The sequence below is a fragment of the Neorhizobium huautlense genome (assembly GCF_002968575.1).
Taxonomy (GTDB): domain Bacteria; phylum Pseudomonadota; class Alphaproteobacteria; order Rhizobiales; family Rhizobiaceae; genus Neorhizobium; species Neorhizobium huautlense.
In genome coordinates, this window is record NZ_PVBM01000049.1 from 1 (window position 1) to 12,986 (window position 12,986).

The window sequence follows — 12,986 nt, forward strand, 5'->3', positions numbered from 1 at the left end:
GGCGCCGATCTACGCCGCTCGGCCGGCGGCAAACCGAACGAAACGAGTCCAAAGCCGTCAATCGCTGCCTGACGCGCAAGCTGAGACTCATCCCCGCCGTCACCGAAATCCGCACCCTCATCGCTCGCCTGATCATGCGAAAGCCCGCAAAACCGGCTTTCATTCTCGCCTGGTCTCCCTGGCGACGAACCCATCAGGCGCAAGCCATGCTCGCCCACTACAGAAAACGAGATCAGCTACAACTGTAGTACTAGCAAATGGGCTTTCGTTCCGCGATTTTGTGCCCAAAGAACCGATAACGAGGCACGTAGCAAGAACGTGAACACCTGAGCCAACCGGGAGGCACTATCCGTCAATACGGTCAGGACGCCTGGCATCCATTCCACGACAGAACAACTGATAAAGAAGGTGTCGCCGGTCTGGCGTCTGACGCGCAAATGCCAAAACGGTCGCCGAAGATGAAATCCGGCCGCACCGAATTGTCGCCGACCCGAGTGCTGGCCGGCAACGAATGGCAGTCGACCAACACGGCGTAAGCCGAACCTACATTGGTTCTGGTACTATCCGACACTGTTCTGTCGCCTTTGTTGGTTTTGCGACATTGGCCCATTTCGCCGAGCTCTTGTCCGGCCCAAGGCTAATCTGCTGAAAAGCAATCACAATTTTTTCTTCTGCTGGGTCGGCCAAATTGGCACGAGTTTTGATACTCCTTCGTTGCGGCCTGGAAGCCGCCGACCGATCTTCATTTCGTGAATGGCACCGCGATCGATGAACAAAGAACGAAAAGCAAAATGTCAAATCCACATCAGATAGCATTCTATGGGAAGTGGGCCTCGGCGAAACCACCCGTCCCCTACCAAACAAGCTCGCCGCCATTGTCGACCATTGCGCAGGAAATCTCGATGGCCGGCTGTGACTCAAAGGCCCACCGTACTCCCCTTATCCTGAAATCGAAGAGGCGCAGGATAAAGTTCTGCATCTCGCCGCGCGGTATATCTAAACAGTTGCACGTTGGTCGATCTTGATAATTGAGTCGGGCTACGCCGCGGAGGGCTTCGTCTACATGCCGTCTTACGTCATTCGTCGCCCGCAGCGCCTACCGGTCATCTCCGCCCTTCCATCGCTTAGAGAGTGAGTGCCACCATGCCCCAACAACCCTTGCCGACGCTGCCGATGTGGCGCGTCGATCACATCGAGCCGTCGCCTGAAATGTTGGCGCTACGCCAAGACGGTCCGATCCATCGCGTGCGTTTCCCGTCCGGGCACGAAGGCTGGTGGGTGACAGGCTACGACGAAGCCAAGGCGGTGCTGTCCGACACTGCGTTTCGACCCGCGGGAATGCCGCCGGCGGCATTCACTCCGGATTCGGTGATTCTCGGCTCTCCGGGGTGGCTGGTCTCGCACGAGGGGGGCGAGCATACCCGCTTACGCACGATCGTGGCGCCGGCCTTCAGCAACCACAGGGTGAAGCTGCTCGTGCAGCAGGTCGAGGCGATCGCCGAGCAGTTGTTCGAGACGCTGGTGGCACAGCCCCAGCCCTCCGACCTGCGCAGACACCTCTCCTTTCCGCTTCCGGCCATGGTCATCAGCGCGCTGATCGGCGTACGATACGAGGATCATGCCTTTTTCGCTAGGCTCTCCGACGAGGTGATGACGCACCAGCACGAAAGCGGCCCGCGCAGCTTGTCTCGCTTGGCCTGGGAAGAACTGCGCATCTACATTCGCGGGAAGATGCGGGACAAGCGCCAGGATCCGGACGACAACCTGCTGACGGATCTGCTCGCAGCGGTCGATCAAGGCAAGGCGACCGAGGAAGAGGCGATCGGCTTGGCGGCGGGCATGCTGGTGGCGGGGCACGAGAGCACCGTCGCGCAGATCGAATTCGGCCTGCTGGCCATGTTCCGCCATCCGCAACAGCGCGAACGCCTTGTCGGAGATCCATCCCTAGTGGACAAGGCGGTTGAGGAAATCCTGCGCATGTACCCGCCGGGCGCGGGCTGGGACGGCATCATGCGCTATCCCAGGACCGACGTGACCATCGCCGGCGTGCATATTCCCGCGGAGAGCAAGGTGCTCGTCGGCCTGCCGGCGACGTCGTTCGATCCGCGCCATTTCGACCACCCGGAAGTCTTCGACATCGAACGCGACGAAAACCCGCACCTGGCGTTCTCCCACGGGCCGCACTACTGCATCGGCCTGGCGCTGGCGAGGCTGGAACTCAAGGTGGTGTTCGGTTCGATCTTCCAGCGCTTTCCCGCGTTGCGCCTCGCCGTGGCGCCCGAAGAACTGAAGTTGCGCAAGGAGATCATCACTGGCGGGTTCGAGGAGTTCCCGGTGCTCTGGTGATGCACGGATGCCCCCGAAATCGCGATCTTCTCCGCAATTTGCCGGCCGCGCCTGGCGCGCGCCGGTCAGATCAACCAGCCAACAGGTAACCAAGATGGACGTGCAAGAAACCACGGCAGCATGCCGGGACGCCTTCGTCGAACTGGCGTCGACAGCGTGCATCCACGACCCCTATCCGTTCATGCGGTGGTTGCGCGAGCACGATCCGGTGCATCGCGCGGTGTCGGGCCTCTTTCTGTTGAGCCGTCACGCCGACATCTACTGGGCGCTCAAGGCCACGGGCGATGCGTTTCGGGGACCGGCGCCGGGCGAACTGGCGCGCTATTTCCCGCGTGCGGCGACCAGCTTGTCGCTCAGTTTGCTGGCGTCTACTTTAGCGATGAAGGATCCTCCAACGCATACGCGTCTGCGCCGACTAATCTCCCGTGATTTCACCATGCGCGAGATCGACAACCTGCGGCCGAGCATCGCGCGCATCGTCGCAGCGCGCCTGGACGGCATGGCGCCCACGCTGGAGCGCGGGGAGGCGGTGGACCTGCATCGGGAATTCGCGCTGGCCTTGCCCATGCTGGTCTTCGCCGAACTGTTCGGCATGCCCCAGGACGACATGTTCAGACTCGCTACCGGCGTCGGCGCCATTCTGGAAGGCCTGAGCCCCCATGCCAGCGATCCCCAGCTCACCGCGGCGGACGCGGCCAGCGCCAGGGTATTGGCCTACTTCGGCGACCTCATACGGCTCAGGCGCACCGACCCCCGTCACGACGTTGTGTCGATGCTGGTCGGCGCACACGACGACGATGCCGACACGCTGTCGGATGCAGAGTTGATCAGCATGCTGTGGGGGATGTTGCTGGGCGGCTTCGCCACCACTGCTGCGACCATCGACCATGCCGTCCTGGCGATGCTGGCGTATCCCGAGCAGCGGCACTGGCTGCAGGGAGACGCAATGGGGGTCGAGGCATTTGTCGAAGAAGTCCTGCGCTGCGACGCGCCTGCCATGTTCAGCTCCATTCCGCGGATCGCCCAGCGCGACATCGAACTGGGCGGCGTGGTGATCCCGAAGAACGCGGACGTGCGCGTGCTGATCGCGGCCGGCAATCGCGACCCGGACGCCTTCGCCGACCCCGACCGCTTCGATCCCGCGCGGTTCTACGGCACCAGTCCTGGCATGTCGACCGATGGGAAGATCATGCTGAGCTTCGGCCACGGCATCCACTTCTGCCTCGGTGCGCAACTGGCCCGAGTGCAGTTGGCTGAGAGCCTGCCGCGGATCCAGGCGCGCTTCCCCATGCTGGCATTGGCCGAGCAGCCGACCCGGGAGCCCTCTGCGTTCCTTAGGACATTCAGAGCGCTATCGGTGCGGCTACATGCGGGCTGAGATGCGCGTCGTGGTCGACCAGGAGCTGTGCGCAACCACCGGGCAGTGTGCGCTGACGCTGCCGGTCGCCTTTCGCCAACGCGAAGCGGATGGCGTGGCTGAGGTGTGCGTGGCGACGGTCCCGCAGGCGCTGCACGCCGCTGTGCGGCTCGCGGCCAGCCAATGCCCGGTCGCCGCCATTCGGGTCACCGAAAGCGTCGCTGACGATGGCGAGCCCGTAAGGGCCGACCCTGCGCCCTCTTCGGCAGAGGTCGGGCGGCATGCCGCGAAAGACCAACATAGTCAGGGAGGACACGATGGGACGGTTTGAGGGCAAGGTTGCCGTGGTGACCGGTGCCGGCGCCGGCATCGGTAAGGCATGCGCCCTCGCCATCGCGCGCGAGGGGGGGCGAGTGGTCGTGGCCGACATCGATGGCTCCGCGGCCATCGCCTGCACCGCGCAGATCGCTGACGAATCGGGCCACGCCCTGGCCCTGGCCATGGACATCGCCGATGCGCAGGCGGTGGCCGCGCTATTCGAGACGGCGGAGCGGCACTTTGGTGGGGTCGACCTGCTGGTGAACAACGCGAGCGCCATGCATCTGACCCCGCGCGACCGCGCGATCCTCGACCTGGACCTGGCGGTTTGGGATGAGACGATGGCGACTAATCTGCGTGGCACCTTGCTATGCTGCCGGCAGGCCATCCCACGGATGATAGCCCGTGGCGGTGGCGCGATCGTCAACATGTCGTCGTGCCAGGGGCTCAGCGGTGACACCGCGCAGACGTCCTACGCCGCCTCCAAGGCGGCGACGAACATGCTGTCGGCCTCGCTTGCCACCCAATACGGTCACGCGCAGATCCGCTGCAACGCGGTTGCGCCGGGGCTTATCATGACCGAACGTCTCCTCGCCAAGCTCGAGGAGTGTATGCTACGGCATTTGCGCCGGCACCAGCTCCTGGCGCACGTCGGCCGCCCCGAGGACGTGGCCGCGCTGGTGGCTTTCCTGCTCTCCGACGATGCTGCGTTCATCACCGGCCAAGTTGTGTGCATCGACGGCGGCATGCTGACGCATGTGCCGACATATGCCGATGGTGGCAATAGCCCCGCCGCGCGTCCGGCCGGTGACACCACCGAAGCGGCCTCGGTCCCAGGGAGGTAATAGACATGCTGCTCAACCCGTTGAACCGTCGGCACCGGCTGCGGTACGACATCCCGGTCATGCCCGGCGCCTTCCCCATGGTCGGGCATCTACCCGCCATCGTTTCCGACCTGCCGCGCCTGCTGCGGCGCGCGGAACGGACGCTGGGCAGCCACTTCTGGCTGGACTTCGGCCCAGGGGGACAATTGATGACATGCCTGCATCCGGATGCGCTCGCGGTGCTCCGGCACAAGGATGTGTCCTCTTCACTGATCGCGGAGATCACGCCCGAAATCCTTGGCGGAACATTGGTCACTTTGGACGGTAGCGCGCACCGGCGAGCGCGCGACGGGATAAAGGCGGCGTTCCTGCCCAGGGGGCTGACCGAGGCCGGCATTGGCGAGCTGTTCGAACCCGTCATCCGGGCTAGGGTGCAGGCGTGGCGCGAGCGTGGTGAAGTAACTATCCTGCCCGAAACTGGCGACCTGATGCTCAAGCTCACCTTCTATCTCATGGGGATCCCCCCCCAAGACCTGCCGGTGTGGCATCGCAAGTACCGGCAACTCCTGCAGTTGATCGTCGCCCCCCCGGTCGACCTGCCCGGCACACCCTTGCGGCGCGGCCGCGCCGCCCGCGACTGGATCGACGCTCAATCGCGACAGTTCATCCGCGACGCCCGCGCGCGTTCCGCTGGAACCGGGTTGATCAACGACATGGTGAGCGCCTTCGATCGCAGCGAAGACGCGCTTTCCGATGACGTGCTGGTTGCCAACGTCCGCTTGCTGCTGCTTGCCGGCCATGAGACCACCGCCTCAACGATGGCCTGGATGGTAATCGAGCTGGCGCGGCAGCCTGAGGTCTGGGATGCCCTAGTCGAGGAGGCGCAGCGCGTGGGGACGGTGCCGACCCGGCACGCAGACCTGGCGCAATGTCCGGTCGCCGAAGCGCTGTTCCGCGAAACGCTGCGCCTGCATCCGGCATCCTCGCTCTTACCGCGTCGCGCGACGCAGGAATTACAACTCGGCCAGCGGCGCATCCCCGCGGGCACCAGCCTTGGCATCCCGCTGCTGCATTTTTCGACCTCGGCGCTGCTGCACGAGGCGCCTGATCAGTTCCGCCTGGCGCGGTGGCTGCAACGCATGGAGCCGATCCGGCCGGTGGACATGCTGCAGTTCGGCAGCGGCCCGCACGTCTGCATCGGCTACCACCTAGTATGGCTGGAACTGGTGCAGTTCAGCATCGCCTTGGCGCTGACCATGCACAAGGCGGGGGTACGGCCGCGGTTGCTGAGCCACGCCGAAAAAGGCCGGCGCCACTTCCCGACAGCGCAGCCCTCCATGAAAGTCCGTATCGGATTCTCATGAGCTAGCACCGCATACCCGGCTGGCGCCACAACGCCGGCAACGTTGCGGCCGTTCCCCGTTAGGTACAAGGAGATGAAAATATGCAGACTGTTTCCACCCTACACGACGACCGAACTGTTTCCAAGCTCGGCGGATTGGGTGCGCCGGCGCGCGACGCATCCGGCAGGTTGCTCCCGGAGATCTGGATGCAGGACGGCGCAAAGCGGGTCGAGCAGGCGCTGGCGCGTCTTCTCAACGCCGAAGACGACGGTGAGACCGAGCTGATGGCGGCGATGCGCTACGCAACCTTGCATGGCGGCAAGCGCACCCGCGCCTTGCTCTGTCTGGCTGCCGGCGCACTGGCCGACACTCCGGCGCACATGCTCGACGACGTCGGCGCCGCCATCGAGATGATGCACGCCTGTACCCTGGTTCACGACGACCTGCCCGCAATGGACGACGACCTGCTTCGGCGCGGGCTTCCGACCGTGCACGTCAAGTTCGGCGAAGCCACTGCGATTCTGGTCGGTGATGCGCTGCAGGCGCACGCCTTCCTGACCCTGTCGAGCCTGAATGCGCCGGGCGACAACCGTATTGCGCTCGTGCGCGAACTGGCGCAGGCAGTGTGCGCCGAGGGCGCCGCAGGCGGGCAGGCCATTGATCTGTCGCTGGTTGGAAAGCACGTCTCGCTGGACAGGATCGTGGCGATGCACCGGATGAAGACCGGAGCGCTGGTGCGCGCGTCCGTTCGCATGGGCGCGCTATGCGCCATCGCGGAGGATCCCGCGCACGCTGCGCTGTACTGTGCGCTCGATCGCTACAGCGCCTGTTTTGGCCTGGCGTTGCAGGTGGTCGACGACATTCTCGACGCAACAGCGGATAACGCGACGCTGGGCAAGACCCCAGGCAAGGACGCGGCGGCGCAGAAGCCGACTTGCGCGTCGATCATGGGGCTGCAGGCAGCGCGCCAGTTCGCGCTGGATTTGTTGCGCGACGCCGGGGAGGCCATTTTCCCGTTGGGGCCGCGTGCGGAACGGTTGGCGCAGATCCTGCAGCGTGCCGACGCGCATCTGTTGAAGCACGCGCCATGCGCATGAGCGCCCCCCGTCCGCATGGAGTCGCCCTGTGCCATGCGATCGGCCGGCGGCAGCGGTGCATGCTGCACTGTGACCGAGTGCGCGGCGTCTGTACGATCCTGCTTCTCGTCAACTGTCTGCAGAAGGAACATCCCACGTGAACGCGCTGTCCGATCAGATTCTTTCCGAATTGCGCCACCTGCTGAGCGAGATGAGCGACGGTGGCAGCGTCGGTCCGTCCGTCTACGACACGGCGCGAGCTCTGCAGTTCCACGGCAACGTCACCGGTCGGCAGGACGCATACGCGTGGCTCATCGCGCAGCAACAGGCCGATGGCGGATGGGGAAGCGCGGACTTTCCGCTGTTCCGCCATGCGCCCACGTGGGCGGCGTTGCTGGCATTGCAGCGTGCCGATCCTATTCCCGGCGCTGCTGACGCAGTCCAGGCTGCAACCCGGTTCCTGGAGCGCCAGCCCGATCCTTACGCGCAGGCGGTGCCGGAGGACGCGCCGATCGGTGCGGAGCTGATCCTGCCGCAGTTGTGCGGCGAGGCCGAATCCTTGCTGGGCGTGACGTTTCCGCGCCACCCGGCGCTGTTGCCCTTGCGGCAAGCGTGCCTGGTCAAGCTGGGGGCGGTGGCGACGTTGCCGAGCGGGCATCCGTTGCTGCACTCCTGGGAAGCCTGGGGGATGTCGCCGACCACCGCATACCCGGATGACGACGGCAGCATCGGTATCAGTCCCGCGGCCACGGCCGCGTGGCGTGCGCACGCCGTGACACGGGGAAGCACGCCGCAGGTCGGGCGCGCCGACGCGTATCTGCAGGCGGCATCGCGGGCGACCCGCAGCGGCATCGAAGGTGTCGTTCCCAACGTCTGGCCGATCAATGTGTTCGAGCCATGCTGGTCGCTGTACACCCTGCATCTTGCCGGGCTGTTCGCGCATCCCGCGCTCGCCCACGCGGTGCGCGTAATCGTCGCGCAGGTCGAGGCCCGCCTGGGCGAGCGCGGTCTAGGCCCGGCCTCGCATTTCGCGGCCGATGCGGACGACACCGCCGTTGCGTTGTGCGTCCTGCGCCTTGCAGGCCGCGACCCGACGGTCGATGTGTTGCGTCATTTCCAAATCGGCGAGCTGTTCGTCACTTTCCCCGGCGAACGCAATGCCTCGGTGTCGACCAACATCCATGCCCTCCAAGCGTTGCGACTGTTGGGAAAGCCAGCCACCGGCACCAGGGCCTACGTCGAGGCCAATCGCAACCCGCACGGGCTATGGGACAACGAAAAATGGCACGTTTCGTGGTTGTATCCCACCTCGCATGCGGTCGCTGCGCTGGCGCAAGGCAAGCCCCAGTGGCGCGACAAGCGCGCGCTGGCGGCGCTGCTGCAGGCGCAGCGCGACGACGGCGGCTGGGGCGCCGGTCGCGCGTCCACATTCGAGGAAACAGCCTATGCGCTGTTTGCGCTGCATGTGATGGACGGGAGCGAAGAGCCGACAGAGCGCCGGCGCATCGCGCAGGCGGTGGCGCGTGCGGTGGAGTGGATGCTCGCCCGCCATGCGGCGCATGCATTGCCGCAGACGCCGCTATGGATCGGCAAGGAACTGTATTGCCCCACCCGGGTCGTGCGCGTAGCCGAACTCGCCGGGTTGTGGCTGGCAATTCATTGGGGGCAGCGCGTCCCGGCCGAGCGCGCAGGAGCGGCGCTATGATTCAGACCGAACGCGCGCTGCAGCAGGTGCTGGAGTGGGGGCGTTCCCTGACAGGGTTCGCCAACGAGCATGCCATGGAAGCGGTCAGGGGCGGCCAGTACATCCTGCAGCGCATCCACCCGAGCCTGCGCGACACCAGCTCCCGCACCGGCCGCGATCCGCAAGACGAAACGCTGATCGTGGCGTTCTATCGCGAACTGGCGCTGCTGTTCTGGCTCGACGATTGCAACGACCTTGGGCTGATCGCGCCGGAGCAGCTCGCCGCGGTGGAGCAGGCGCTGGGGCAGGGTGTGCCATGCGCGCTCCCCGGATTCGAGGGCTGCGCTGTGCTGCGCGCTTCGTTGGCCGCGCTCGCCTACGATCGTCGCGACTATGCTCAGCTTCTCGACTATACCCGGTGCTACTGCGCGGCGCTGCGCGCCGGACCCGCGCAGCCGGCAGGGGAGGAACGCTGGTCCTACGCCGAGTACCTGCACAACGGCATCGATTCGATCGCCTACGCGAATGTGTTCTGTTGCCTGTCGTTGCTGTGGGGGCTGGACATGGCGACCTTGCGCGCGCGTCCAGCGTTTCGCCAGGTCCTGCGGCTCATCTCTGCGATAGGGCGCTTGCAGAACGATCTGCATGGACGCGACAAGGATAGGTCGACCGGCGAGGCCGACAACGCGGCGATCCTGCTGCTGCAGCGCTATCCTGCCATGCCTGTGGTGGAGTTCCTTAACGACGAGCTGGCCGGCCATACGCGCATGTTGCACCGGGCGATGGCGGAAGAACGCTTTCCCGCGCCGTGGGGACCGTTGATCGAGGCGATGGCGGCCATCCGCGCGCAGTACTACCAGACCTCGACCAGCCGCTACCGCAGCGACGCCGCGGGGGGAGGCCAGCGTGCGCCAACCTGAACGCGCGGGAGGCGGCAGCTTGCGCACGCTGCCGTCGGTCCGATCCGACGCAACGCCGTCGTCCGATGCGACGGATGGAGCGAGCATCAGCGACACCGCCCTGAGACGGCGCAAGGACGACCATCTGGACATCGTGCTGGATCGGCGAACGGCGCCGGCCACGGTAGCCGCCGGCTGGGAGTATATCCGTTTCGAACACTGCGCATTGCCCGAGTTGGACCTGACGCAGATCGACCTCCGCGCTTCGCTGCTGGGCAAGACCATGCGCGCTCCGCTGATGATCAGCTCGATGACCGGAGGCACGCCACGCGCCGAGGCCATCAACCGGCATCTGTGCGAGGCAGCGCAAGCATTGGGGATCGCCATGTGCGTCGGTTCGCAGCGCGTGAGCCTACAATCCCGCAACTCCCAGGGGCTGACGCGCGCGCTCCGCCGCCTGGTCCCAGACATTCCCTTGCTGGCCAATATCGGCGCCGCGCAACTGCGCGAGGCCGACGGCCTGGACCTGGCGCGCCGGGCGGTGGATGCGCTGGAAGCCGATGGACTCATCGTCCATCTCAATCCGCTGCAGGAAGCGGTACAGCCGGAGGGCGACCGCGACTGGCGCGGCGTTCTGGCGCAGATCGCTCGCGCTGCGCGCAGCGTGGGTGTGCCGATCGTGGCCAAGGAAGTGGGGTCGGGCCTTTCCGCCTCGGTAGCCTATGCGCTCGTCGAGGCGGGCGTGGCGGTGATCGATGTCGCCGGCGCCAGCGGCACCAGTTGGGCCGCGGTGGAGAGCGAGCGCGCCCGCGATGCCGCCGGCCGTGCAGTGGCGATGGCATTCGCCGATTGGGGGATTCCGACCCCGGCTAGCGTTCAGGCGGTACGTCGGGCGCTGCCAAAGGTGAAGCTGATCGCGTCGGGCGGGATCCGCGACGGCGTCGACGTGGCCAAGGCCATCAGTTTGGGCGCGGACATCGCCGGGCAGGCGGCTGGCGTGCTGCGCGCGGCTACAGTATCCACCGAGGCGGTTGTCGCACATTTCGAGATCGTTATCCGCCAGTTGGCCGTCGCCTGCTTCTGCACCGGCTCGGCTGATCTGGCGGCGTTGCGTCAGGCACGCTTGTTGCCCTCGGCGCATCTGCCCGCGGGTTGATGCTGGCGTCGCCCGCACGTGGCGGCGGGCGCCTAGTCTTACTGAGTCAGAAAGTCGCGGATGCGGGGGATCGGCGCTGGTCGCGGATTTGTTAGGGTGCTGCTTCGTGATCAGGGAAGCACCCCGCCATGCCCGACTGGACAGCCCAGAGTGAAGCCGCATTTGATGCCTATGTCGATGCTTTGATCGAGGTGACTGGACACGTCGACCGAGCTGAGCGCCTGAAAGGGGTCGGAGCAAGGTGCGCCGGGAGCCCGGCAAGGAGTAGATGGTGCACATTCATTGCAGTGAAGGAGTAGCGATTCACATTGACCCCGAGTCATGCGCGGTCGGTCCAGGAGACCGGTAACTTCTCTGGGATCGAACACGGGTTGTTAGGCTCAAGCAGTCCATCAGCATCGTTTTGAAGCGAGGCGGTCGAATGGACGGTTACGATCGAAGGCCGGAACGTTGGGAATCTAGCTTGTGTGCGACGACGGCGCGGCGACATGGAATATCGCGCTCGCAGTTATATGAGTGGCGCCGACTCGCACGATCGCGGCAACTGGTTGTTGGCTCGCCTGTCGGTGGCTTTATTCCTGCGTTTCCGCAGGCACTTCCTTCATCGGCGCCGATGAAGGAATGAAGTGGGTTCTTTGGCTAAGAAGCTCCCCAAAAGGGTTGCGGCAGCGGGGTCTGGAATGGCGCTGCCGGCCAGCTTTGCTCACGATTCTGGTTTGAACAGTCGATGCTCTTGAACGGATTCGGGCCGCGGACCACCAACTGTCGTTGCTATTGCGCTATTTTGACTGCGCTTTTCGAAGACTACGAAGGAGCCAATCACCGAAGACGATGACATTGGGATTATGAGATTTGCGCTCCGGATAGACCAAATAGTTGGGATCATCCGACTGCACCGGCTCGCCGTTGGGCCGAGCAAGGCGTTTGGGATGCTCTCCCTGAGACCCTAGTCAAACTCGGGCTGACGGATGACTGGCAGCACATGATCGACAGCACCACGGTTCGCGGCCACTCGCAGGCTGCGGGCGCAAAAGGGGGACTTATCAGGAGGCTATTGTCGATCACGCGGCGGCTTTACGAAGAAAATCCACGCCCGCGCAGACAGTCAAGGACGCCCTCTCAGCTTCATCCTGACCGGTGGCGAGGCTTCGGATTACAATGCCGTTCCTGATCTGCTGGCGATACCGGTCAGCAAATCGAGATTGTTTCTAGCCGACAAAGGTTATGGCGGCGACTTCCTGCGTGAGGAACTGCTGATCCACGGCATCAGGCCGGTCATCCACCAAAGGCCAAAAGGAAGAACCCGCCTGCCTGTGACTTCCGGGCATACAAGGATCGAAACCGCATCGAACGGATGTTCAACCGCCTCAAACAGTTCGTCGCATTGCGACCCGATACGACAAGACCCGAAAATCCTTCTCAGCATTTCTCGCCCTGGCCGCTGCCAAGATATGGCTGCCATACTTTTTCAACAGGCTCTAGTACTACAGTTGTGGATGAAGGCAAATCATGATTCTCTTGAAGGGGATGTGGCATGTCTGTTTCGGAATGGTCGGGTTCGGGGATTTCCTGGGAAGGGGAGCTGTCGGCGCTGAAGGCGCGTCTGGGCGTGGTGTTCCGCCGTTCCGAGACGCGGGAGGGCTGCGCGGCGTTTATCGACGGGCTTTTATCGGGGATTGAGCGCAAGACCGGCTGGCTTCTTTCCGAGCAGGCCGGCTTTGGGTGCCCGTGGCGGATCCAGGCGTTGCTGGGGCGGTCGCAATGGGATAATGGGGACCGGTTGCGCGACATCGTTTGCGACTACGCTATTGAGGCGCTCGGCGATCGATCGGGCGTGCTGGTGGTGGACGAAACCGGCCGCTTGAAAGAAAAGCATCCATTCGGTCGGGGTGGCGCGGCAATATTCGGGCACCGCCGGCCGCATCGAGAACTGTCAGATCGGCGTGTTCGTCGCCTATGCCAGCCGCTTTGGCCAGACGCTGA

10 protein-coding genes and 3 pseudogenes are annotated in these 12,986 nt (G+C 64.6%); 12 read left to right on the forward strand and 1 reads right to left on the reverse strand.

The features are described 5' to 3' along the window. Positions 1 to 248, forward strand: a 248-nt coding sequence (locus C5L12_RS28620) for a hypothetical protein (RefSeq protein ID WP_105375012.1), incomplete at its 5' end; no start/stop codon positions are given. Positions 249 to 409: 161 nt separating this feature from the next. Here C5L12_RS28620 and C5L12_RS28910 read toward each other — a convergent pair. Then, a pseudogene (locus C5L12_RS28910) lies at positions 410 to 559 on the reverse strand (N-formylglutamate amidohydrolase); the annotation flags it as partial. A gap of 584 nt (positions 560 to 1,143) precedes the next feature. Here C5L12_RS28910 and C5L12_RS26515 point away from each other — a divergent pair. From C5L12_RS26515 to C5L12_RS26570, 11 genes and pseudogenes are all read left to right on the forward strand, one after another. Continuing rightward, on the forward strand, positions 1,144 to 2,346 hold the full coding sequence (locus C5L12_RS26515) for a cytochrome P450 (RefSeq protein ID WP_105375013.1): 1,203 nt from the start codon (positions 1,144 to 1,146) through the stop codon (positions 2,344 to 2,346). A gap of 94 nt (positions 2,347 to 2,440) precedes the next feature. After that, positions 2,441 to 3,724, forward strand: coding sequence for a cytochrome P450 (locus C5L12_RS26520; protein WP_105375020.1), 1,284 nt, complete (start codon positions 2,441 to 2,443; stop codon positions 3,722 to 3,724). A 1-nt stretch (position 3,725) separates the two neighbouring features. Next, a complete protein-coding gene (locus C5L12_RS26525; protein ID WP_105375022.1) occupies positions 3,726 to 4,034 on the forward strand; it encodes a ferredoxin in 309 nt (102 codons plus the stop codon). Then, entirely contained in the window at positions 4,021 to 4,866 is an 846-nt protein-coding gene (locus C5L12_RS26530; RefSeq protein ID WP_105375014.1) for an SDR family oxidoreductase, read from the forward strand. The genes C5L12_RS26525 and C5L12_RS26530 overlap by 14 nt, the downstream gene beginning before the upstream one ends. Continuing rightward, positions 4,866 to 6,209 carry a cytochrome P450 gene (locus C5L12_RS26535; protein WP_105375015.1) on the forward strand — a complete coding sequence of 448 codons (1,344 nt, stop codon included), beginning with the start codon at positions 4,866 to 4,868 and terminating at the stop codon, positions 6,207 to 6,209. Before C5L12_RS26530 ends, C5L12_RS26535 begins: the two co-directional genes overlap by 1 nt. An 80-nt stretch (positions 6,210 to 6,289) precedes the next feature. Beyond that, complete coding sequence (locus C5L12_RS26540) at positions 6,290 to 7,285, forward strand: polyprenyl synthetase family protein (protein WP_105375016.1); 996 nt, start codon at positions 6,290 to 6,292, stop codon at positions 7,283 to 7,285. Positions 7,286 to 7,421: 136 nt separating this feature from the next. Beyond that, entirely contained in the window at positions 7,422 to 8,969 is a 1,548-nt protein-coding gene (locus C5L12_RS26545) for a hypothetical protein (protein WP_105375017.1), read from the forward strand. Further along, complete coding sequence (locus C5L12_RS26550; protein WP_105375018.1) at positions 8,966 to 9,868, forward strand: terpene synthase family protein; 903 nt, start codon at positions 8,966 to 8,968, stop codon at positions 9,866 to 9,868. Before C5L12_RS26545 ends, C5L12_RS26550 begins: the two co-directional genes overlap by 4 nt. 85 nt (positions 9,869 to 9,953) lie before the next feature. Then, positions 9,954 to 11,003: a type 2 isopentenyl-diphosphate Delta-isomerase gene (gene fni, locus C5L12_RS26555; RefSeq protein WP_105375021.1), complete on the forward strand. Its 1,050-nt coding sequence runs from the start codon at positions 9,954 to 9,956 to the stop codon at positions 11,001 to 11,003. An 898-nt stretch (positions 11,004 to 11,901) separates the two neighbouring features. Next, a pseudogene (locus tag C5L12_RS26565) lies at positions 11,902 to 12,485 on the forward strand (IS5 family transposase); the annotation flags it as partial. 166 nt (positions 12,486 to 12,651) lie between these two features. Beyond that, positions 12,652 to 12,986: pseudogene (locus C5L12_RS26570) on the forward strand (transposase); the annotation flags it as partial.